20 protein-coding genes are annotated in these 20878 nt (G+C 63.2%); 13 read left to right on the top strand and 7 right to left on the bottom strand.

Features of this window, described 5'->3' with window-relative positions:
* Window positions 1–32 precede the first annotated feature (32 nt).
* A complete protein-coding gene (locus ABE459_RS11900; protein WP_323831095.1) occupies window positions 33–2564 on the top strand; it encodes a fused MFS/spermidine synthase in 2532 nt (843 codons plus the stop codon).
* On the opposite strand, the gene ABE459_RS11895 is transcribed toward ABE459_RS11900, so the two are convergent.
* Together ABE459_RS11895 and ABE459_RS11890 are read right to left on the bottom strand one after the other, a co-directional pair.
* Window positions 2565–3851, bottom strand: a complete 1287-nt coding sequence (locus ABE459_RS11895) for an outer membrane protein transport protein (RefSeq protein WP_323831094.1) — start codon at window positions 3849–3851, stop codon at window positions 2565–2567. It abuts the gene before it with no gap.
* Between the two features lie 143 nt (window positions 3852–3994).
* Window positions 3995–4165: a hypothetical protein gene (locus ABE459_RS11890; protein ID WP_189654471.1), complete on the bottom strand. Its 171-nt coding sequence runs from the start codon at window positions 4163–4165 to the stop codon at window positions 3995–3997.
* Window positions 4166–4376: 211 nt separating this feature from the next.
* On the opposite strand from ABE459_RS11890, the gene ABE459_RS11885 reads away from it, so the two are divergent.
* The 5 genes from ABE459_RS11885 to ABE459_RS11865 all read left to right on the top strand — a co-directional run bounded on the left by ABE459_RS11885 (window position 4377) and on the right by ABE459_RS11865 (window position 8152).
* A complete protein-coding gene (locus tag ABE459_RS11885) occupies window positions 4377–4991 on the top strand; it encodes a dTMP kinase (protein WP_323831092.1) in 615 nt (204 codons plus the stop codon).
* Between the two features lie 709 nt (window positions 4992–5700).
* The gene (copC, locus tag ABE459_RS11880; protein ID WP_125858614.1) at window positions 5701–6084 is read left to right on the top strand and encodes a copper homeostasis periplasmic binding protein CopC; all 384 of its coding nucleotides are present in this window, start codon (window positions 5701–5703) and stop codon (window positions 6082–6084) included.
* A gap of 3 nt (window positions 6085–6087) precedes the next feature.
* Window positions 6088–7014: a copper homeostasis membrane protein CopD gene (copD, locus tag ABE459_RS11875; RefSeq protein ID WP_323831091.1), complete on the top strand. Its 927-nt coding sequence runs from the start codon at window positions 6088–6090 to the stop codon at window positions 7012–7014.
* A gap of 62 nt (window positions 7015–7076) precedes the next feature.
* Window positions 7077–7499, top strand: coding sequence for a hypothetical protein (locus ABE459_RS11870; RefSeq protein ID WP_258706568.1), 423 nt, complete (start codon window positions 7077–7079; stop codon window positions 7497–7499).
* 86 nt (window positions 7500–7585) lie between these two features.
* Window positions 7586–8152 carry an isochorismatase family protein gene (locus ABE459_RS11865; RefSeq protein ID WP_346648032.1) on the top strand — a complete coding sequence of 189 codons (567 nt, stop codon included), beginning with the start codon at window positions 7586–7588 and terminating at the stop codon, window positions 8150–8152.
* Between the two features lie 161 nt (window positions 8153–8313).
* Here ABE459_RS11865 and ABE459_RS11860 read toward each other — a convergent pair whose 3' ends face one another.
* Entirely contained in the window at window positions 8314–9639 is a 1326-nt protein-coding gene (locus ABE459_RS11860) for a serine hydrolase (RefSeq protein WP_323831089.1), read from the bottom strand.
* A 117-nt stretch (window positions 9640–9756) separates the two neighbouring features.
* Here ABE459_RS11860 and ABE459_RS11855 point away from each other — a divergent pair, with 117 nt between their 5' ends.
* The 7 genes from ABE459_RS11855 (at window position 9757) to ABE459_RS11825 (ending at window position 16709) form a co-directional block, all read left to right on the top strand.
* A complete protein-coding gene (locus ABE459_RS11855) occupies window positions 9757–10662 on the top strand; it encodes a LysR substrate-binding domain-containing protein (RefSeq protein WP_323831088.1) in 906 nt (301 codons plus the stop codon).
* Window positions 10663–11109: 447 nt separating this feature from the next.
* Window positions 11110–12048 carry a cyclase family protein gene (locus tag ABE459_RS11850; protein ID WP_323831087.1) on the top strand — a complete coding sequence of 313 codons (939 nt, stop codon included), beginning with the start codon at window positions 11110–11112 and terminating at the stop codon, window positions 12046–12048.
* A 196-nt stretch (window positions 12049–12244) separates the two neighbouring features.
* Window positions 12245–12595 carry an adenylate cyclase gene (locus tag ABE459_RS11845; RefSeq protein WP_323831086.1) on the top strand — a complete coding sequence of 117 codons (351 nt, stop codon included), beginning with the start codon at window positions 12245–12247 and terminating at the stop codon, window positions 12593–12595.
* Entirely contained in the window at window positions 12592–13764 is a 1173-nt protein-coding gene (locus ABE459_RS11840) for an MFS transporter (protein WP_323831085.1), read from the top strand. Before ABE459_RS11845 ends, ABE459_RS11840 begins: the two co-directional genes overlap by 4 nt.
* A gap of 76 nt (window positions 13765–13840) precedes the next feature.
* Window positions 13841–14752 (top strand): LysR substrate-binding domain-containing protein, encoded by a 912-nt coding sequence (locus ABE459_RS11835; RefSeq protein WP_323831084.1) that lies wholly within the window; start codon window positions 13841–13843, stop codon window positions 14750–14752.
* 85 nt (window positions 14753–14837) lie between these two features.
* The gene (locus tag ABE459_RS11830) at window positions 14838–15635 is read left to right on the top strand and encodes an SDR family oxidoreductase (RefSeq protein ID WP_258646516.1); all 798 of its coding nucleotides are present in this window, start codon (window positions 14838–14840) and stop codon (window positions 15633–15635) included.
* Window positions 15636–15722: 87 nt separating this feature from the next.
* A complete protein-coding gene (locus ABE459_RS11825) occupies window positions 15723–16709 on the top strand; it encodes a zinc-binding dehydrogenase (RefSeq protein WP_323831083.1) in 987 nt (328 codons plus the stop codon).
* A gap of 29 nt (window positions 16710–16738) precedes the next feature.
* On the opposite strand, the gene ABE459_RS11820 is transcribed toward ABE459_RS11825, so the two are convergent.
* The 4 genes from ABE459_RS11820 to ABE459_RS11805 all read right to left on the bottom strand — a co-directional run bounded on the left by ABE459_RS11820 (window position 16739) and on the right by ABE459_RS11805 (window position 20723).
* Entirely contained in the window at window positions 16739–17524 is a 786-nt protein-coding gene (locus ABE459_RS11820; protein ID WP_125858595.1) for an SDR family oxidoreductase, read from the bottom strand.
* A gap of 82 nt (window positions 17525–17606) precedes the next feature.
* Window positions 17607–19181: an aldehyde dehydrogenase (NADP(+)) gene (locus tag ABE459_RS11815; protein ID WP_323831082.1), complete on the bottom strand. Its 1575-nt coding sequence runs from the start codon at window positions 19179–19181 to the stop codon at window positions 17607–17609.
* A 26-nt stretch (window positions 19182–19207) separates the two neighbouring features.
* Window positions 19208–19522: an NIPSNAP family protein gene (locus tag ABE459_RS11810; RefSeq protein WP_125858593.1), complete on the bottom strand. Its 315-nt coding sequence runs from the start codon at window positions 19520–19522 to the stop codon at window positions 19208–19210.
* A 37-nt stretch (window positions 19523–19559) separates the two neighbouring features.
* Entirely contained in the window at window positions 19560–20723 is a 1164-nt protein-coding gene (locus tag ABE459_RS11805; RefSeq protein WP_323831081.1) for an iron-containing alcohol dehydrogenase, read from the bottom strand.
* Between the last annotated feature and the right edge of the window lie 155 nt (window positions 20724–20878).

Raw genomic sequence — 20878 nt, 5'->3', positions numbered from 1 at the left:
CCGCGAGGCGCGACCTCGCTAAGGCAGCGATGATGGTTTCACCCGCAAGGCCAAGCCTGCCCACGGCTGGCTGCGATCGTGTGGCAGCGGTGGGTTTGGCCCTGCGCTTGCCTGCGGCCTTGTTGCTGCTGTCTGGCGGCGCGGCGCTGGTTTACCAGGTGCTGTGGATCAAGCAGCTGTCACTGGTGGTCGGCGTGGAGGTGCACGCCGTGACCACCGGTATCAGCGCCTTTTTCGCAGGCTTGGCCCTGGGCGGCTGGTTGTTCGGGCGCTGGGCCGACCAGTTGGCCCGGCCGGTGCGCTTGTATGCGCTGCTGGAGGTGGCGGTCGCGGTGCTCGGGGTGGCCAGCACGCTGGCCCTTGGAGCTTCGGCCGGGTGGTTCGCGCGGATGGAGGCCAGTGTCGGCTGGCTGGCCTGGTGGCTGCCGTGTGCCCTGGTCGGGGGGCCCGCGCTGTTGATGGGCGGCACCCTGCCGGTGCTGGTGCGCGCCATGGCGCCCGCGCCCGGCCAACAGGCCCAGGCCAGCGGGCGACTCTACGCCGCCAATACTGCCGGGGCCATTGCCGGCACCTTGCTTGGCGCTTTTGTGTTGCTACCGCACCTCGGGGTGACCGGCAGCGCCCTGGCCGCAGCTTCGATGAACCTGCTGGCTGGGCTGGGCGCCTGGGTCCTTCGGCGCAATGACCAGCTGCCACGTAACGCTCAGGCCAACGAACAGGCGCCGCGAAGCGCCCAGGCGCGCCTGGCGATTGCGTTGTACTGCATCGCCGGCGGGGTGGCGTTGGGTTACGAGGTGGTGTGGAGCCAGTCGATCGTGCAGTTCATGAGTACCCGCGCCCATGCCTTTGCGCTGGTGCTGGCCACCTACCTGTGCGGCCTGGCGGCCGGCAGCGCGCTGTATGCCAGGCGGGCCGACCGTTTGCGCGACCCCTGGGGGCTGTTCGCGGTGCTGATCGCCAGTGCCGGGCTGCTGGCGCTGCTGCAGCTGGCCGGGCTCGGGCGCTGGCTGGTGCTGGCTCAGACCCAGGCTGAGCTGCTGGTGCTGCTGGCTACCGGCAACGAGCTGGCCGGCATGTGCGCACGCTTTGCGGTGGCGGCCATGAGCATGGTGTTGCTGCCCACCGTGCTGCTGGGCGCGGCGTTCCCGCTGGCGGTGCGCCTGGCGGTGGATGGCCGGCGGGTTGGCCGGGATGTCGGCACGGTGGTGGCGCTCAATACCCTGGGCGGCATCCTGGGCGTGGGCTTGACCGGCTTCGTGCTGATACCGGCTGTGGGCCTGGTGCGCACCCTGGCCCTGCTGGCCGGCCTGGCGGCGCTGGTAGGGTTGATTGCGGCATGGCGTGGCAACGCCGTGGGGCGGCCGGCCAAGGCCATGGTGCTGATGGTGGCCATTGCCTGCGTGGCGGTGGGCGTGCTGACACCGGCGCAGCGCCTGGCCGAGCTGCTGCCTGGGGCACGCAACGGCCAGCTGGCTTTTTACCGCGAAGGCAAGGGCGTCACTGTCGCGGTGGTCAAGCAGGCCCGCCAGGGGCAGGGCTTCAGCCGGCTGTACATCCAGGGCGTGTCCAATACCGGCGATGCCATGCCATCGCTGCGCTACATGCGCCTGCATGCGCTGTTGCCGTTGCTGATTCACGCTGGCGAGCCGCGTTCGGCGCTGGTGATCGGCTTCGGCACCGGCATCACCGCCGGCGCGATGCTGCGTTACCCGGGGCTGGAACGCCCGGTAGTGGCCGAACTGTTGCCCGAAGTACTGGCCGCCGCCCCGTTATTCAAGGGCAACTACGATGCCGTGCAGGACCCGCGCCTGGACATCCGCCTGCGCGATGGCCGCCGCGAGTTGCTGCGCAGCGATGAACGCTACGACCTGGTCACCCTGGAGCCGCCACCGCCTTCGGCGGCCGGTGTGGTCAACCTTTATTCGCGCGATTTCTACCAGTTGGCCGCCAGCCGCCTGCAACCCGGTGGCTTGTTGGCGCAATGGCTGCCGCTGCCGACCCAGAACGATGAAGACACCCGCGCGCTGGTGCGCAGCTTCATCGAGGTGTTCCCCCACGCCTCGCTGTGGAGCACGGAATTCCACGAAATGTTGCTGATCGGCTCGTTGCAGCCGCTGCAACTGGACGTGCCACGGATCATCCAGCGATTCTCCCTGCCTTCCGTGGCCTCGACACTGGCCGAAGTCGGCATCGATTCGCCCCAGGCGCTGTTGGCCACCTGGATCACCGACCGGGCAGGGCTGGCCCGTTACGCCGGCGACGCAGCGGCGGTGACCGACGATCAGCCGCGCATCGAATATGCGCCGTGGGTAAGGCCACGGGAGATCACCCGGGTGTTACCGGCCTTGCTGGCGCTACGCCAGGCACCGCCGTTGCAGGGTGCCGCCCCCGGCTTTGCCGGGGCGGTGAACGATCAGTGGCTGACCTTGCAACGCTTCTACAGCCTGAGCCTGCACGCCTACAACGGCAATCGCCAGGCCTGGGCGCGGGAGGCCGGGGCATTGGTCCGCAGCGATGGCGCCAACCCCTATTTCCGTTGGTTCCTCGGCAGCCCGCAGCCTTGATCAGAAGCGCCAGGTGGCGCCACCGCCGACGATGTGCAGGGCGGCGTTGCGGTAGCTGCCGGAGAGACTGTCGCCCGAGCGGGCCTTGGTCTGCTCGACGTCCATGTCGCCCATCCAGATCAGGGTGTAGGCCAGGTGCAGGTCCAGGCCGTCGCGCAGCTGGTAGTTGACGCCCGTGGCCAGGCGCCAGGTGGCGCCCATGGGGTTGTCGACGGTGCGGTCGCTGTCGTCCACCGCCGAGCTGTCGTAGCCGACCCCGGCGCTCCAGCGCAGGCGCGGGGTGGCCTGGTACTGGGTGCCGAGAGAGGCGTGCCAGGTGTCCTTGTATTTGCGATCGACGCTGCGGCTGACATTGCCGGCGGCATCGCTGTCCACCTCGACGCCGATATCGCCGAATTCGCTCCAGTCCTGCCAGCCGAGGCTGGCCAACAGCTTCCACTGCGGGTCCAGGTCATGGGCGATGCTCAGCAGCACGGTCTGCGGCACGTTCATGTCCAGTTCCAGTTCGTTCACGTCGAGGCGACGCAAGGCGATATTGAGCAAGGGGTTGCTGACGTCGGTCACGTGGGGCTTGTCCTTGAATTCGAGCTTCACCTTGCTGGTGTAGGCCAGGCCCAGTTGGGTAGCGGGGGAGAGCCGATAGTGCAGGCCCAGATTCACGCCCACCCCGACGTCGGTGTCCTGGTATTCCAGCTGGCCGTCCGGCCGCTCGGCCAGGCCCAGCAGGTTGTTGTTGATGGCCATCTCGGTGCGATAGTAGCCGTACAGGATGCGCGGGCCGATGCCCAGCGACAGGTCGTCGGTGAGCTTGTAGGCGAGGGTGGGCTGGAACGACACCCCGATCACCGCCGCTTCCTGGGTGAAATAGCGGCCGGCCCAGTCATCGTCATAGTCCAGCGCCAGGCCGAAGTTGCCGTACATGCCGAAGCCAAGGGTCGCGCGCTCGTCGAGCTGGTGGCTGATGAACAGGCTGGCGCCGGGCAGGTACTGCAGCGCATTGCCGCCTTCGTTGCCGTCGAACTGGTTGGCGCTGTCACGAGAGAAACGGATGTTGCCGAGGATGACCTGGGCATTGGCGCTGACCTGGGTGCCCTTGAGCTGGGTGAGGGCGGCGGGGTTGCTCATCAGCACACTGGGGTCGCTGGCCAGTGCGGCGGCACCGGCGTTGGCCAGGCCGTTGCCTTCCTGGCCGGTTTCGTAGATGAGGATGCCACCGGCCAGGGCAGTGCCGGTGGTGGCGGTGGTGCAGCACAGGGTGAGCAGGGGCAGTAACCGACGTCGTCTCATGGTCGTGGTCCTGACAGGGCTGGGGACGGAGTCGAGGGCACTGCCTGAGCAACCTGGTTGACGCGGTTGCGCCCGCCCTGACGTATCCAGCCTAGACGGCGTTGGTGCAATCCGCCGATGCAATGTGTTCGGCGGTTGCGGTGTTACGCCGTGAACCCGGGCTCCTGAGGCTCTTCTTGCGGGGTGTCCTGCTGGATGTTGTGGTAGACGGCAGCCGCGCAGAGGGCCAGTAGCCCGACGCTGGCGATCACGATATCGCCCAGCAGCGTGCCGGCGACCAGGATCAGCAAACTGAGGCGGCAGAACATCACCATGACAGCCCTCCATGGCGGTTGGGTTCGAATAAGGCCACCAACATAGCGCGCAAGACGCTTTGATGCAGCGGGCATATCTGCAAACAACGTCTGCAAAATGGCACTCATCGCGGGTATGGCACTGATGCCTAGATTGTTTAGCCGCCACTGGCGATTGGCTTTAGTATCGGCGCAGCTGCGCCAACCCCTCCAATCATTCGTCATGTGAAGTATGAATCGTTCGCTATTTGTTTCTCTGGATGGGCCCAAGGGAACCGGCAAAACCACACTGCTGGAGGCCATTACACAAGCGCTCAGGGTCGACGGCTACAAGGTGATCCGCCTTTGCGAGAAGAAAAGCGATCCCTTCAGAGGGGAAACGATGGCCCTGGTCAACAGGCTCGTCAGGCATCCCAGCCAGGAGCTGGAGTTGCAGGTTTGCGCGCGCCTGGCGGATAGCCGGGCGTGGATTTCGCAGCACGTGCTGCCCAAGCAGCCGTCGGGCAGCATCATCCTGATCGACCGCTGGTATCCCTCCGATGCCGCGTTTCGCCGGACAGTCCCGTTTGCCGAGATTCTGCGGTTGAACATGGAGCGCGACGTGCGCGTGCCGGACCTGCATGTCGGGGTTGTCACCGACCCCGAAGTTTCATGGGCGAGGGCGGCGGCACGCACACGTGGGCTGGGCAGTACGGTGATTCATAAACTGCAAGAGCAAGTTGCCTGTACCCAGGCGTTCGAGCGGGCGGTCGAGGAAAACGGCTGGGTGTTGTGTCGTAACGAAGGCACGATTGAAGCGGCGACGAGGCAGGTGGTTTCCGAGATTTGTAGTGTACTAGTACGCTAATTTATTACGTATCTTTTGGTGCTGAGGTGCATAGTGCGCGCGATGCGCCATGGCGGCCAGGCGCCTGTCTTGGTATCGCATGTGGGCGACCAGATGCCCGGCGTTAGATGTGCAGCGCCTATGAGATCGAGCGCCGCCCGCGCGGCGCATCGCTGGCAAGCCAGCTCCCACATCTGTTTCGGGCCAATTATGTCTGTGAAAGTACCGCTGCCCGCCTTGGTGCATGCCTCAAGTCAGGCGAGGCGCCAGTAGTGCCCACCTTAATACCGCGTCGTACCAACAAGGCAGACCAGGTAATGGCACAGGAGAGACTGGCCCGAAACAGATGTGGGAGCTGGCTTGCCAGCGATGCGCCGCGCGGGCGGCGCTCGATCTTGAGAGCGCTGCAAAACCATCGGCATGCTCCTGGTGGCCATTACCCAATTTGAATAATCAGCCAAACCACCACAGCACTTCGCGGTGGTTTCTGATGATTGTTATCAATTTATTACGTAATTGATATGAATGACGGCAGGCAATCTGCCCGAAGCGCTCATACCCGTAACCAGCGGCGCCAGACCCCTTTCAAGCTGACTGAAATGTAATCGCACGATTCTTGCGCCTGTGACATCGTGCACCTGCACTGTGACGCTGATTCAGCGCTTTCACGGACACCATATCCACTCCCTAAAAAACTCGAACTGACAGCGCTTGCTGTGAGGAGCCTTGCATGCCTTTCCATAAAGCCACCGCTGCAACACTTGCGCTAACCGCCGGGATGTTTCTGAGCGCCGTTGCCCAGGCGCACCCCAGGCTCCTTTCATCGACCCCGGCGGAAGGTGCGGATGGCGTGGCGCCTTCGTCCATCGCGCTGCATTTTTCCGAGCAACTTACGACCCAGTTCTCGGGAGCAAAACTGATCATGACCGACATGCCAGGAATGCCAGATTCGCCCATGGGAGTACAGGCAGCCGTCGCCGGGGGCAGTGATCCGAAGACCATGATCATCACGCCTGCAGCGCCCTTGACCACGGGCACTTACAAGGTCGAATGGCGCGCTGTTTCTTCGGACACTCACCCGATTACCGGCAGTTTTTCCTTCAAAGTGAAATGATCCATGGGCGACTCGCTGACTGTCGCGATTCGTTTCGCGCTTTATCTCGACTTGATGATGCTATTTGGCTTGGCGCTTTTTGGCTTGTATGGCCTGAAGGGGAAGGAGAGGGCGTCGGACACGGTCTTGCGCTTTGAGTCGCTGCTGTATTGCACGTCGCTCTTGGGTATAGCGCTATCCCTGGTCGCGCTGGGTGTTCTGGCGAAATCCATGAGCGGTGTGTCGGGCTTCATGGAGCTGCATCACCATTTTTTCCAGATGATTCTCATGGGCACCGATGTAGGCCTGAGCTGGCAGGTCCGCATTGCCGCACTGCTTGTCGCTATTGTCGGCATCTCGCAATACAAGCGCTTTGCGACCGCCAGCTTGTGGGTCGTCACTGCGTCCGGAGCCGTTGCACTGGCCAGCCTGGCGTGGACCGGCCATGGGGCGATGGGCGAGGGGAGTCGTGGCTATTGGCAGCTCATCGGCGATGTTCTCCATCTGCTGGCTGCGGGCGCCTGGCTAGGGGCGTTGGCGGCGTTCGCTTTGTTGCTTCGCTGCAAATCACTGAAAGGCGAACATGAGGCGCGGCTTCTTGCCCGGGTATTGACTGGCTTTGAATCGGTCGGCGCCGTGATCGTGGTTGTCATCGGGCTCACTGGAGCAATCAATTACCTCTTTATTGTTGGCCCACGTATCGATGGCGTCATGCTCAGTACCTATGGTGCTTTGCTGTTTTTGAAGGTCCTGTTGTTTGGCGCAATGAACGCGCTGGCTGCACTCAATCGTTTTCATTTGAGCCCGCTGCTGGAGCGTTCGGTTCGAAATGGCGAGTATTCGGTTGCGGTGAGTGCCTTGCGTCGAAGCCTGGCATTCGAGCTTTCAATGGCCATCTTCATTATTGCCCTGGTTGCATGGCTGGGCACTTTGAGCCCTGAGGTGGAATGAGCGCGGGATAGAAATGGCTGTAGGACGCTATGCTGATCATATGGCCCCTTGAGGTGCTGATCATGCGCAGGATGATCTTGCTCGTCGCAGCCAGTGTTATTGCGGGCTGCCAGACGCCGATGCCGACCGCCAACCCAGAGATGGCCTGGGTCGACTTGTCTATACCGTTTCCTAACGACAGAGTGTTACTGGCCGAGCGCCTGGACAAGCAACGCCTTGAAGACGGACGTTTTTTCCAGGTTACGCCCGGCAGCCACGAATTGATGGTGAAGTTCGACTATGAAACCAGCGGCGGTGGCGGTATGAGCATGATGGGCGGGCCTTCGGTACGCGAATGCTACCTGACCGTCAATTACGGCCATTTCACAGCGGGACAACGCTATGTGCTCGAGGCTCGTTCGATTGCCTTGAACCCGGAGGCACGGTTGTATGACGGCGCAGGGAAAGTCGTTGCAGAGGTCAGTGAGTTTTATTGCCTGATGTGAGCATGAGCCGTGGGTGCTGGGCATTGCTGGCGGAACCTTGTTGCAGCACACTCGGCCTGATCGTCAGCCAAAGGAACTGAAATCGGATGAAGGACCAATCCAGCGCTGTGCCCCTTGTGATCCTTGACGTACAAGATGCCATTGATCGCCCGAACTGGGATGGCAAAAGCAATCCTGGGTATCTGGCAGTGATCCAACGACTGCTCGCGCTCTGGCGATCAAAAGGCTGGCCTGTTGTGCACGTCAAGCACGATGAGCGGACGCCAACATCCAGCTATTACGTAAATGGCCCGTGGAATGGCATCAAGCAAGAGGTTGCTCCGATCGAGGGTGAAGCGGTCATTATCAAACAGGAAAACTGCGCATTCATCGGTACCGAGCTCGACGTCACGCTTGGCGAGATGCGGGTAAAGCGTTTGGTGCTGACGGGGGTTGTCATTCATAACAGCATGGACGCCACCGTCCGTGCGGGAAAAGCACTGGGGTACAGCATTATTCTTCCGTCAGACGCCACGACAGCCGTGCCCGTTGTCGGGCCGAATGGAAAGCGCTGGGACGCTATAACCGTTCATGAGCTGACCTTGGCGATACTCGGAGGGGAATATGCCGATGTCATGTCGTCGGATGAAGTGGTTGCGCAGTTCACGTTGTGAAACCTGACATCGGGTTGCATGGAAATCATGGAGCAGAGAGCGGTTAACCGTTGGCCAGCAGCATTACAAATACACAATTTAACATAATATACATTATGCGAATTTTGGCATTGCAGCGTGGCCCCGGTTCCCACCAGAATCGAAACCACGCCCAAGGCTTTTTACCGATCCAGCGCCTCGCTCACCGCATTTACGAACACCGCCTGTTCGTCATACAGAGAACTCGGTGTCTCTGCGTTCTTCCACGTCGACCATTGCACCACCACCAGATTCTCGGCCGGATTGATCGCAATCGTCTGCCCGAAGATTCCCAGTGCCCAGAACGTCTTGTCGCTGGTTGCCGTGCGCTTCGGTGCGCTGTTGGCATTCGCTGCCGGCGCGTTGTACCACCATTGGTAGCCGTACTGGCCGTTGGGCGCTGCGGCGGTTACCGAGCCTTTGGCTTGGGTCCAATGCGTCGAGCGCGCAATCCAGTCGTCCGGGAGCAGTTTCTCACCGTCGGGCAACTGGCCGCCGCTCAGCACGAACTGGCCGAAGCGGCCCCAGTCACGCAGCGTGGCGTTGAAACCATGTCCGCCCATGTCGACCTTGCCGGGCACCAGTGCGTGCCATACGCCATCCTGCTGCATGGCGTAACGGCTCCAGATGCGGCTTTCCAGGTACTTGGCCAGGGTCATGCCGGTGGCGTTTTCCAGCACGCGGCCCACCAGCCAGGCGCCGCCAGTGTTGTACGACCATACCTCACCGGGTTTGACGCCCGGGTTGCGTTTGACCGAACGCACCAGCTGCAGCACGCAGTCATAAGGGGCTGGCCTGGCTTCGCACTGGGTCATGTGGGAGAAGTCGGAGTCTTTGGAGGCGTAGTTTTCATCCCACTGCACGCCCGAGGTGTGCTGCATGAGTTGATGCAGGGTCACGTCCTGCCACTCGGAGCCCTTGAGTTCCGGCACATAGGCGCTGACTTTGTCGTCCAGGGACTTGATCTTGCCTTCTTTCAGCGCCACGCCCACCATCACGCTAACCACCGACTTGGCCACCGAGCGCGAGGTCCACAAGGTTTGCGCGGTGTTGCCCTGGGCGTAATGCTCGTAGGCGACTTTACCGTCCTTGAGCACCAACAAACCTGTGACGCTCTGGTTGGCCAGGTAATCGGCCAGGTTGTGCTGCTTGCCTTCGAGTGTGTACTGGATGTCGCTCAGTTTGTGCTCGGCTTCGGCCAGCGGGTATGGCTTGGCGCCATGGCTGCTGAACACATCGCCAGCGTACAGCCGGTAGGTATTGCGAAAGCCCACCACCCGTGTGGCCTGGTCCCAGGTCAGCATGTCCTTGGGCGCAGGCAGCACCTTGTCGAACGGCTGCGGGCAGCGCTCAAGGCCTTGCACGCCACATGGGCCCTTGCTTTCGGCTGCTTGCGCGGCAGTTGCCAGCAACGCCAGGGCCAGTACGGACAGGCCGGTGAACGACTTCTTTATTGTTGTTGGCCGCATCAGGGGCTCCTTCAAAAGCGCGGAATTACGCGGTTTTGAGTGTCTACAACTTGAGCCTGGGGTAAAAGCACAATAAATTTGCCTTCACTATTACAAAAAATAACACCCGAGGTGTCCATGTCCCTGCAACGCCTGCCCCCGCTCAACGCCGTTCGCGCCTTCGAGGCTGCGGCCCGTCTGGGCAGTTATGTAGCTGCCTCGCAAGCACTGCATGTGACCCAGCCAGCGATCGGCCGCCACGTGAAAAACCTCGAGGGCTGGCTGGGCGTGCGCTTGCTCGAGCGTTCGCCACGGGGCGTGAGCCTTACCCAGCAAGGTGCGCACTACTACCAGGCGGCAGCCGAAGCATTGCAGATACTCGCCGACGCCGGTGCGCGCCTGGCCCGGCGTGACGACGAGCGCTGGCTGCGTATCCTTTGCGTGCCGGCGTTCGCCTCGCGCTGGCTCACACCCCGTATCGAAGAGCTGCGCAGCTTGCGCCCAGGCGTGAAAATCGCCATCGAGCCGAATGCCCGCTTCACCTCGGTGGACGCTCGCCAGGCCGACCTGGGAATTGCCTATGGCTTGCCTGGCGAGTTGTCCGGGGTGCACCAGGTGCTGATTCGCCCCCAGGTTTTTCCGGTTTGCTCACCGGGTTTACTGGCCCGCCTGCCAGCTGGCCTGGATGCCGCGAACTTGCCCGCATGCCCGTTGATCCATGTCGACGACGGTACCTGGTGGAACAGCTGGTTTGCTGCCAACGGCCTGCGTGTGCGGGTGCACTCGGACACTTCGCACGTGAGCAACGATGTGGTGCTCAACCTGGCGCAGCGCGGCCAAGGCATCGCACTGGCCACCGAGGTGCTGGTCGGCCGTGAGCTGCAGGATGGCAGCCTGGTACGCTGCGTGCCGCAGGCAGTACCGCTTGAAAGCTACCAGCTACTGACCCCTGGCCAGCCGCCATCGGCCGATGCGCAATGGTTCATGAACTGGCTGGAAAGCCACTTGAAGGCCGCCTTCCCCGGTGCTTCGAACACCCCTTAATATAGCTCAACTAAATGTTTATTTAGTTGAGTTATATATATTTCTTGTCAAGAACGTTGCCTTGCCCCTCAATATTCGATAGCGACCAGACCTGGATTCTCATTGTTTATTGCAGTGAGAAGATGGCGGCGAACAATCTCGAAGATGCGAAATCAGTGTTCGAGATTACTCTATATAGAATTGTACAAGTCCAGACCGAAGACATCTGCCCCCCCCTCTCCTACCCTCTCCCCAGGATAATACTCCGCTGATAACTTCTGTCTGGAGCATCTCCTCTAGCGCAGCCTGAATTCTTGACTTCAAGGCAAATAAATTTGGCTTCTACAGGGCTTAATTCGCAAATGTAAACGCCGCAAACTGCGAACCATTGCTTAGTCCACTGGACCGCATTATCCCCTTGCACTGTTCGCACTTGCATTGACGGCCTTCGTCAACTGGAGAACCACGATGAAAACCTTTTCAAAATTCGCCCTGGCGGCCTTGCTACCACTTGCCATGCAGGCCGCCTCCGCAGCCGATTGGTACCCTTCTGCCTACGGCCCAAACGATGAGATCGGCGCTGCCAACTTGTTGACCCCAGACGTGGTCAAGCAGGCGGTCGGTCTGGTCAAGACGGGCAAGACCTATCCGTTGGCCGTACCCGTAGACAAGAACCTTCCTGCATTCCGCCATCGTAGCTTCCGTCTGTACAACGTGCAGGTCGGGCAGCAAGCCGGCAAATCGCTGGGCCCGAACAAGTTCACCTTCAACGATGAACTGGTAAACGCCTGGACCGGCGTTGGCACCCAGCTCAACGGGATCGGCCACATCGGCATCGACAACCTGTACTACAACGGCAACAAAGCGGCCGACTTTGTGACTGTCGATGGCGTCACCAAACTAGGGGTCGAGAAAGTGCCGCCGATCGTGACCCGTGGCGTGGTGCTGGACATGGCCGCTTATTACAACAAGGCCATCGTGCCCGGCGGCACAGAGTTCAGCGTGGCCGACATCCAGGCTGTGTTGAAGAAGCAAGGCCTGACCCTGCGCAAGGGCGATGTAGTGCTGTTCAACACCGGTTGGCTGGAACTGATCGGCAAGGACAACAAGCAGTTCCTGGAAGTGGAACCCGGCATCGGCATGGAAGCGGCGCAGTGGCTGGCAGACCAGGGAATCGTCGCTTTCGGCGGCGACACCTGGGCCTCAGAGGTCTATCCGAACCCGCATGGCAAGGACGAGTTCCCGGTCAACCAGTACATGCTCGCCAAGCGCGGTATCTACAACCTGGAACTGATCGACAGCCGTGCATTGGTGCACGACAAGGTTTGGGAGTTCCTGTTTGTGCTCGGCCAACCGCTTTATGTTGGCTCCACTCAAGTCAACATCAATCCGGTTGCGATTCACTGATCGCTCTACCACCAAGATCCCTGCCCGCTGCTGACTCTCTCGCTGCGGGCTTGCCTCCCTTGATCCGTGACATCAAGTCAAAAGTGATTGGCGCAGTCATGACTTAATCCATCTGCGCAAGGTGGAGATACTGCGCCCACCAAGCGATCCGTTCCCGCATTGCTCACAACACCAACCGCTAGCCGGAGGCCATCCGATGAGCCTGCAAGATCAGACCCCATTACCTACCTTCGCCGGACGCAGCTTCCACGTGGAGTACGAAGGCCTTGGCGCCCACAACATTTACTCCGCCGATGCCCGTAGCGTGCGCTACGCCATCGTCTCGGGCCCCTATGCCGGGGCCAGTGGCGAGGCCGCCTGCCAATGGCGGCAGATTGCCGAAGGCGTCTATGTGATCTCCTGGCAAGAGGCCGACGGCGCCACCGTGGTGCATGTCGACGACTTCGCCACTGGCCATTCCCAAGCCTTCTTCACTGCCACCGACCTCACCTTCCACCGCATGCAAGGCCCGCTGACAGAGCTCGCCGCACAGGAGTCCGCGCAATGAAACCCGGGCACGTCTTGACCGCCCTGGCCATCGGCGCCTTCGGCATCGGCACTACCGAGTTCACCCCCATGGGCCTGCTGCCGGTGATTGCCCAAGGCATGGACGTCAGCATCCCCAGCGCCGGCATGCTGGTGACGGCCTATGCCATTGGCGTGATGCTGGGCGCCCCGATCATGACCCTGCTGTTCAGCCGCTTCGGCAAGCGCGGTGCGCTGATCGCACTGATGGCCATCTTCACCCTCGGCAACCTGCTCTCGGCCCTGGCGCCGGGCTACGCCACCCTGCTCGCCTCGCGCCTGATCACCAGCCTCAACCACGGTGCCTTTTTCGGCCTGGGTGCGGTGGTGGCTGCCAGCGTGGTGCCACGTGAGAAACAGGCCAGCGCCATCGCCACCATGTTCATGGGCCTGACCATCGCCAACATCGGTGGCGTGCCCGCCGCCACCTGGATCGGCCAGCAGGTCGGCTGGCGCCTGGCCTTCGCCGGCACCGCGCTGCTCGGCATCCTCGCCATGGCCGCCTTGTGGTATGCCTTGCCCAGGGGCGAGCGTGGCAGCGTGCCCGATGTGCGCCGCGAACTCGCCGTGATCGCCCGGCCAAAGGTGCTGCTGGCAATGGCCACCACCGTGCTCGGCGCCGGTGCGATGTTTACCCTCTACACCTACGTAGCCCCCGTGCTGGCCGAACTGACCGGCGCCTCGGACAGCTTCATCACGCTCGGCCTTGTGCTGATCGGCATAGGTTTCACGCTCGGCAACAGCCTTGGCGGTCGCCTGGCCGACTGGTCGCTGGACGGCTCGGCACGGATCTTCCTCGGCACTCTGGCCTTGATCATGCTGCTGATGCCGATGGTACTGGGCAGCCACCTCGGCGCCGCCCTGGCCTTGCTGGTATGGGGCGTGTTCACCTTCGCCGTGGTGCCGCCACTGCAGATGCGCGTGATGACCGCCGCTGCCGAGGCGCCGGGCCTTGCTTCTTCGATCAACGTCGGCGCGTTCAACCTCGGCAACGCGGTGGGCGCGGCGCTGGGTGGTGGCGTCATCAGCCTGGAGCTTGGCTATGCTGCAATACCGGTAGCCGGTGGCCTGCTGGCAGCGGGCGGGCTGATGCTGGTGTGGCTTGGCGGGCGCGGCAAGGCCACTGCCAACACCATCGGCGAGGCTGCCTGACATCACCTGGCGTGCACTGAGGCTGGCCAAATCGGGACCGCCCTCGTAAAACGTGGAGCAGTCCCCTGGAGGTCCCATGCAAGATCTACGTCAGTTGCGCTACTTCGTCGCTGTCGCCGAATGTGAAAACGTCGGCCGCGCGGCGGAGCAGCTACACATTTCCCAATCCCCGCTGAGCCGGCAGATCGCCCAGCTCGAAGACCACCTCGGCCTGGCCCTGTTCGAGCGACGCAACCAACGGCTGTTCCTCACCACTGACGGGCGCACCTTCCTGGCCGAAGCCCGTGGCCTGCTCAAGCACGCAGAACGTCTGGAGTCGCTGGGTAAACGCCTGGGCCGTGGCGAGGAAGGCGGCCTGTGTATCGGCTACGTCAACCACGCCATCCATGCCGGCGTGCTGCCCGGGGCTGTGCGGGCCATTCGTGGCAGTCGTCCGCGGATCCACATTGCCCTCTACAACATGACACCGGGCGAGCAGTTCGAAGGCCTGCGTCAACGTAGCCTGGACATCGCCCTGGTCTGCGAGCCTGCGCCCGACAACGATCCCGATCTACTTGCCCTGCCCGTGCTGGACGACCCCATGCTGCTGGCGATTCCCGCCGAACACCCGCTGGCGTCCCAGGCCGAACTCACCCCCGACGACCTGCATGAACAAGAGTGGATCATCACGGGCGGCCAGCCCGACCAGGTCAACAAGCGCGATGACTTCATCGCCCGCTGCGCCGACGCCGGCTTCACCCCACGCCTGTCGCTGGAGGCTACCGACCCGCTGAGTGTGCTCGGATTGGTGTCTGCAGGGCTGGGCCTGGCCATGGTGCAGAGTAGCCTGGCGGCCAGCGCGGGCCCTACCGTGGTGTTGCGCCAGCTGGACTGGTTCAGGCCCTGCGTGCGGCTTTGGGCGGCCTGGCACCAGGTGGACCTGCGGCCGATCGTGGGAGTTTTCCGCGAGCAGGTGTTGGCACTAGCCGAACAGACCCAAAAGGTCTGAACCCAGTCGGATTATGTCTTTTACAGTCTTTTAGCGCCTCACTAGCATGGCCTCATCGATGCAACTCACCCACAGGAGCCATTCCATGAACATCGACCTCGGCGGACGCACCGCCATCATCAGCGGCTCGACCGGCGGTATTGGCCTGGCCATCGCTCGCGGCCTGGCCCGTGCCCATGCCGACGTCGTCATCGCCGGCCGTAGCCAGAAATCGGTGGAGGCCGCTCTCACCGAACTGCGCGCCCAAGGCGGGCGTGGTCAGGTCCACGGTGTCGTTGCTGACCTGGGCACCGCCGAAGGCGCCCAGACCCTGTTCGACGCCCATCCCAGTGCCGACATTCTGGTCAACAACCTGGGCATCTACGATGACGTAGACTTCTTCGAGGTAGCCGACAGCGAGTGGAGTCGCTTCTACGATACCAACGTGCTGTCCGGTGTGCGCCTGGCTCGCCACTACGCACCGGCCATGGTCGAAAAAGGCTGGGGGCGGATCCTGTTCATCTCGTCCGAGTCCGGCATTGCCATCCCGGCCGACATGATCAATTACGGCGTGACAAAGGCCGCGAACCTTGCCGTCTCTCACGGCCTGGCCAAGCGTCTGGCAGGTACCGGCGTCACCGTCAACGCAGTACTGCCCGGGCCGACCCTGACCGACGGCGTCGCCAACCTGGTGGCCGACGCCGCCAAGGCCTCCGGCCGCAGCATCCGCGAAGAGGCTGACCATTTCGTGCGCAGCGCCCGTCCGAGCTCGATCATCCAGCGCGCCGCCGAGGTCGACGAAGTCGCCCACCTGGTGGTCTACCTTGCGTCCCCCTACTCCTCCGCCACTACCGGCGCCGCGCTGCGGGTCGACGGCGGTGTGGTCGACAGCCTCGCAATTTGAAGCCAGCTTGCTTGAACACAAGGGCCGCACAGCGGCCCTTTGTCATTGATGGCTACCCCTGCCCTCCTACTTTTACGAGGATTCCTTATGCGCAACACCTATCGAGCCTGGGGCTGGACCCCGGACGCCGGCCTGGACGGTTTGCAGCTCATCGATAAGCCCCTGCCGCAACCCGGCCCTGGCCAAGTGCTGGTGGCCAACCGCGCCATCGCCCTCAACCCAGTGGACTGGAAAATCTGTGAATGGGGCCATGCCGACTGGCGCCAGGGCACCGTACCGGGCGTGGATGGCGTCGGCATCGTCGCCGCGGTCGGTGAAGGCGTCGACCTGCCACTGGGGACACGCATCGCCTATCACCAGTCGCTGTCCCGCGATGGCAGCTTCGCCGAGTACTGCCTGCTCGACGCCGATCTGGTGATGCAGGTCCCGGGCAACCTCGAAGCCAGCGCCGCTGCCGCGGTGCCTTGCCCCGCGCTTACCGCCTGGCAAGCGCTGGCCAAGGTCGCCAACGGTGCATCCGGCGACGTACTGGTGGTCGGTGCGGGCGGCGCAGTGGGCTTCTACCTCGCACAGCTCGCCGCGCAGCGCGGTCTGCGGGTGTGGGCCACTGCAGGCGAAAAACATCATGCCCGCCTCAAGCAAATTGGCGTGATCGAGGTATTCGACTATCGCGCCGGCGACTGGCAGGCACGCTTGCAGGCCGCCCTCGGCGAGCGCCCGCTGCACGCGCTGTTCGACACCGTCAGCGGTGTGCATGCCGCAAGCCTGGCCCACCTGTTGGGTTACAACGGCCACCTGGTGTGCATCCAGGACCGCCAGGAAACCGCGCCGCTGGCCGCCTTCAGCACAGCAATCTCACTGCATGAAGTAGCCCTCAACAGCATCCATGCCCATGGCCGGTTGCTCGATCGTCAGGCGTTGAAGGTCGCGGGGGAGCGTTTGCTGCAAATGGTCGCCGAGGGGCGGCTACTGGCACCGGAGCGCCGGGACTTTACCTTCGAAACGCTGCCGCAGGCGTTGCGCCAGCTCAAGGACGGCAGCGCGTCCGGCAAGTGGGTGACGCGGCTGGATTGATCGCTTGCCGCGCCCCCGGATGCTGGTGCTCAGAAGGTCCCTGGATAGGCCCCGCCATCGATCAGCAGGTTCTGCCCGGTGATATAGCCCCCATGGGCACTGCAGAGGAACGCACAATACGCCCCAAACTCTTCGGCATTGCCGAACCGCGCCGCCGGTATCGCCTGGCGGCGTGCCTGAGTCGTCGCCTGCAGGTCGCCGCTTGCCTGGCTTGCAGCCTGCAGGGTCTTGTGCAGGCGTGCCGTGTCGAATGCGCCTGGCAGCAAGTTGTTCAAGGTCACATTGCGCCCGGCCAGGCGCTGCTGGCGGGCAAGCCCGGCGATGAAGCCGGTCAGGCCACTACGTGCGCCATTGGACAGGCCCAGGATGTCGATCGGCGCCTTGACCGCGCCGGAGGTGATGTTCACCACCCGGCCAAAGCCACGCTCTGCCATGCCATCCACCACGGCCTTGATCAGTTCGATGGGCGTGAGCATATTGGCGTCCAGCGCCTTGAGCCAGTCATCCCGGCCCCAGTCACGGAAATCCCCCGGCGGCGGGCCGCCTGCATTGTTGACCAGGATATCGACCTGCGGGCAGGCACTGAGCAGCGCCTGGCGGACCGCAGGCTCGGCCACGTCACCGACGACCGTGCCCACCTCGATTGCCGGGAAGCGGCTACGCAACTCGGCAGCCGTCTGCTCCAGGGTAGTGGCGGTACGCGCATTGATCACCAGGTTGACGCCTTCGCCCGCCAGGGCCTCGGCGCAGCCCTTGCCCAGCCCTTGGCTGGCGGCGCAGACGATCGCCCAGCGGCCTTTGATACCTAGATCCATGATCGGCTCCTTAGTGAATGAATCGCGCATAGGTCACTGGCCCTGTCACAAGGACAGGGCCAGTGAAATTGCCCCGATGGTGCTACAACAGCTCGCGGCTGAACACCCCATCCACCAGGCGGTTGATACCCAATGGGTTGGCATTCTTCAATGCATCGGGCAGCAGTGCGTCGGGCAAGTTCTGGTAGCACACCGGCCGCAGGAAGCGGTCGATGGCCAGAGTACCCACCGAGGTGCCGCGGGCATCCGATGTGGCCGGGTACGGGCCGCCATGAACCATGGCATCACTGACCTCGACCCCAGTCGGGTAACCGTTGACCAGCACCCGTCCGACCTTCTCCTCCAGCCGTGCCAGCAGGTCGCCGGCTTCGAGCAGTTCGGCCGGTTCAGCAATCAAGGTAGCGGTCAGTTGCCCCCGCAGCCCGGCCAAGGCCCGGTGCAGTTCCTCACGGTCAGCTGCTTCCACCACTACAGTGGCCGGGCCGAACACCTCCTCCTGCAACAGCTCGTCACCTTCCAGCAACAACTGCACATCGGCCTTGAATAATTGCGCGCAGGCCTGAGGGCCGTCATGACTGGTGGCACTCAAGCGCTGAACCTGCGGGTGCTCTGCCAGGGCGTGCAAGCCTGCAGCGTAGCTGGCCAGGGTGCCGGAGTTGAGCATGGTCTGCGCCGGCTGGTCGTCCAACTGCAGGCGCAAGGCCTCGACGAACGCGCTGAATTCGGCTGAGCGCAGGCCAATCACAAGGCCAGGGTTGGTGCAGAACTGCCCTGCCCCTTGCACGACCGACGCGCTCAGCTCGCGGGCGATGACCTCACCCCGCCGTCGCAGCGCCTCGGGCAGCACCAGCACCGGGTTGATGCTGCTCATTTCGGCAAACACCGGGATCGGCTGGGGGCGCGCCGCTGCCAGGTCACACAGGGCCCGACCGCCCTTGAGCGAACCGGTAAAACCTACTGCCTGGATCGCCGGATGGCGCACCAGGCGCTCGCCCACGCCACTGCCGAAGATCATGTTGAACACACCCGTCGGCATCTGCGTACGACGGGCCGCGCGCTCGATGGCATCGGCCACCTGCTGGGCCGTGGCCATGTGGCCGCTGTGGGCCTTGACCACCACCGGGCAACCCGCGGCCAGCGCGGCGGCGGTATCGCCGCCGGCGGTGGAGAACGCCAGCGGGAAATTGCTGGCCCCGAACACCGCCACCGGGCCTACGCCCAGGCGGCACTGACGCAGGTCCGGGCGTGGCAGCGGCTGGCGCTGGGGCAAGGCGCGGTCGATACGCGCACCCAGGTAATCGCCCCTGCGCAGCACCTGGGCGAACAAGCGCAACTGCCCGCTGGTGCGCCCGCGCTCACCATTGACACGCGGTGCCGGCAAGGCGGTCTCGCGCCCGACCAAGGCGATAAAGTCGCCCCCCAGGGCGTCCAGCTCGTCGGCGATGGCCTCCAGGAAGCACGCCCGGCGCTCCGGCGCCAGGGCGCGGTAAACCGGGTAAGCCGTGGCCGCCGCCTGTGCTGCGGCATCCACTTCGGTGTCGGTGGCCTGGTAGAAGAACCCGGGCAGAGGCTCGCCGCTATGGGCATCGATGCTGCTCAGCAACACCGCGCCCAGGCCGCTGCGGCGCCCGCCGATGTAGTTGTATCCGTCGGACATGGAAAATTCACTCGCAAAAAACAGGGTCACTTGATCGGCGAGAACGCCGCCGGCATCAGCAGTTTGGACTCCATGCGGATCAACATGGGGAAGGCCTTGGGGATGAAGCGCTCGAGCCAGTCGCGGTCCTCGTAGAGCGCGGCGCGGCGACGGATGCGGTCATCCAGGCTTTCATAGGCCCAGATGTGCACCACCTGGTTGAGCTCACCGATCTCGGTGTACCACCAGCCAACCAGCGTCGCGTAGCGCGAGATCACCGGCAAACCTTCTTTCTCGAAGTGTTCCAGGTACTCCTTCATCTTGCCGATGTGCAGGGTGTAGGTACGCATTTCATAGAACATGGACAGGGACTCCTGGGCAGGCGTTGGGTAATGGGGTTCAGAGGTTGCCGTGGTAGGCGTCGGTGATCAGTTGCTCGACATCGCGGGCCGTGGTCAGGCGCGGGTTGACCCGCACATTGCCGCTGCGCATGGAGTCGCTGACCATCTGCGCCAGGAAGTCCAGGTCCACGCCCAGCTCACGGATGGTCGCGGGGATGCCGATGGCACGGTTCAGTGCCACCACGCGCTCCACCGTGCAGGCCGCAGCCTGCTCCAGGCTCAGGCCGGTGATGTCGGCGCCCATTGCGATGGCGATATCACGGAATCGTTCCGGGCAGGCCGGCAGGTTGAACTTGATCACATAGGGCAGCAGCGCCGCGTTGGCGATGCCGTGGGGGATGTTGAACACGCCACCAAAGGTGTGGGAGATGGCGTGCACGTTGCCCAGCTTGGACTGGGAGAACGCCACGCCAGCCAGGAACGAACCCAGCAGCATCTGCTCCCGGGCGGCCATGTCGGTGCCGACGAAGTAGCACTTCTCCAGGCTGCCCGTGATCATGCGGATCGCCTGCAAGGCCATGGCCTGGCTGATCGGGTTGGCCTGGCGCGATACGTAGGACTCGATGGCATGGGTCAATGCGTCCATGCCGGTGGCGGCGGTGATCGAAGCCGGCAGGTTCAGGGTCAGTGCAGGGTCCAGGATGGCCAGGCGCGGGAACAGCCGCGGGCTGATGATCACGGTCTTGAACAACGTCTGCTTGTTGGTGAATACCGTCGAGGCGGTGCACTCGCTGCCGGTGCCAGCGGTGGTCGGGATGGCGAAGATCGGCAGCGGCGGGTTGACCAGCCGGTCGTAGCCTTCGTAGTCGAGGATGCTGCCCGGGTTGGTGGCCATCGCCGCCACGCCCTTGGCGGTATCGATGCTGCTACCGCCACCCACGCCGATCACCGCCTTGCAATCATGCTCACGCAGCAGGCGCACGGCAGCGTCGAGGACGTCGGTGCTGGGGTTGGCCTGCACCGCCGAGAACAGGTGGTAGTCGATGCAGGCCTCCTCCAGGGAGGCGAAGAAACCGCCCAGGATGCCAGCGTCGATCAGGCCCTGGTCGGTCACCACCAGCAAGGCGCCCTGCACATGGGGTTTGAGCAGCGCGCCGGCCTGGTTGGCCAAGCCTTCGCCGCACTGGGTGATGGTGGGGAAATGGAACTGGAAGTTGCTCATGGAAGATCCTCAGGCACGTGGAGCCGCGTTGTTCTTGTTGAACCCGCCGTGAGTGGCGGCGAGCCGTGCCTGGGCAATCTAGGGGCGATGCAAACGCGCCAGATAATGAAAAGAGCTGATCCGGGGATAACCAACGCTTATCGATAAGCAGGCGT

The organism is Pseudomonas sp. TWI923 (assembly GCF_039673365.1).
Taxonomy (GTDB): Bacteria; Pseudomonadota; Gammaproteobacteria; order Pseudomonadales; family Pseudomonadaceae; genus Aquipseudomonas; species Aquipseudomonas sichuanensis.
The sequence above is the reverse complement of the archived record's forward strand: the minus strand, read 5'-3'. Positions and strand labels throughout refer to the sequence as shown.

Coding starts and splice junctions, on each gene's coding strand:
- ABE459_RS11900 (WP_323831095.1), top strand. CDS start 33: ATGGTTTCACCCGCAAGGCCAAGCCTGCCCACGGCTGGCTGCGATCGT.
- ABE459_RS11895 (WP_323831094.1), bottom strand. CDS start 3,851: ATGAGACGACGTCGGTTACTGCCCCTGCTCACCCTGTGCTGCACCACC.
- ABE459_RS11890 (WP_189654471.1), bottom strand. CDS start 4,165: ATGGTGATGTTCTGCCGCCTCAGTTTGCTGATCCTGGTCGCCGGCACG.
- ABE459_RS11885 (WP_323831092.1), top strand. CDS start 4,377: ATGAATCGTTCGCTATTTGTTTCTCTGGATGGGCCCAAGGGAACCGGC.
- copC (WP_125858614.1), top strand. CDS start 5,701: ATGCCTTTCCATAAAGCCACCGCTGCAACACTTGCGCTAACCGCCGGG.
- copD (WP_323831091.1), top strand. CDS start 6,088: ATGGGCGACTCGCTGACTGTCGCGATTCGTTTCGCGCTTTATCTCGAC.
- ABE459_RS11870 (WP_258706568.1), top strand. CDS start 7,077: ATGCGCAGGATGATCTTGCTCGTCGCAGCCAGTGTTATTGCGGGCTGC.
- ABE459_RS11865 (WP_346648032.1), top strand. CDS start 7,586: ATGAAGGACCAATCCAGCGCTGTGCCCCTTGTGATCCTTGACGTACAA.
- ABE459_RS11860 (WP_323831089.1), bottom strand. CDS start 9,639: ATGCGGCCAACAACAATAAAGAAGTCGTTCACCGGCCTGTCCGTACTG.
- ABE459_RS11855 (WP_323831088.1), top strand. CDS start 9,757: ATGTCCCTGCAACGCCTGCCCCCGCTCAACGCCGTTCGCGCCTTCGAG.
- ABE459_RS11850 (WP_323831087.1), top strand. CDS start 11,110: ATGAAAACCTTTTCAAAATTCGCCCTGGCGGCCTTGCTACCACTTGCC.
- ABE459_RS11845 (WP_323831086.1), top strand. CDS start 12,245: ATGAGCCTGCAAGATCAGACCCCATTACCTACCTTCGCCGGACGCAGC.
- ABE459_RS11840 (WP_323831085.1), top strand. CDS start 12,592: ATGAAACCCGGGCACGTCTTGACCGCCCTGGCCATCGGCGCCTTCGGC.
- ABE459_RS11835 (WP_323831084.1), top strand. CDS start 13,841: ATGCAAGATCTACGTCAGTTGCGCTACTTCGTCGCTGTCGCCGAATGT.
- ABE459_RS11830 (WP_258646516.1), top strand. CDS start 14,838: ATGAACATCGACCTCGGCGGACGCACCGCCATCATCAGCGGCTCGACC.
- ABE459_RS11825 (WP_323831083.1), top strand. CDS start 15,723: ATGCGCAACACCTATCGAGCCTGGGGCTGGACCCCGGACGCCGGCCTG.
- ABE459_RS11820 (WP_125858595.1), bottom strand. CDS start 17,524: ATGGATCTAGGTATCAAAGGCCGCTGGGCGATCGTCTGCGCCGCCAGC.
- ABE459_RS11815 (WP_323831082.1), bottom strand. CDS start 19,181: ATGTCCGACGGATACAACTACATCGGCGGGCGCCGCAGCGGCCTGGGC.
- ABE459_RS11810 (WP_125858593.1), bottom strand. CDS start 19,522: ATGTTCTATGAAATGCGTACCTACACCCTGCACATCGGCAAGATGAAG.
- ABE459_RS11805 (WP_323831081.1), bottom strand. CDS start 20,723: ATGAGCAACTTCCAGTTCCATTTCCCCACCATCACCCAGTGCGGCGAA.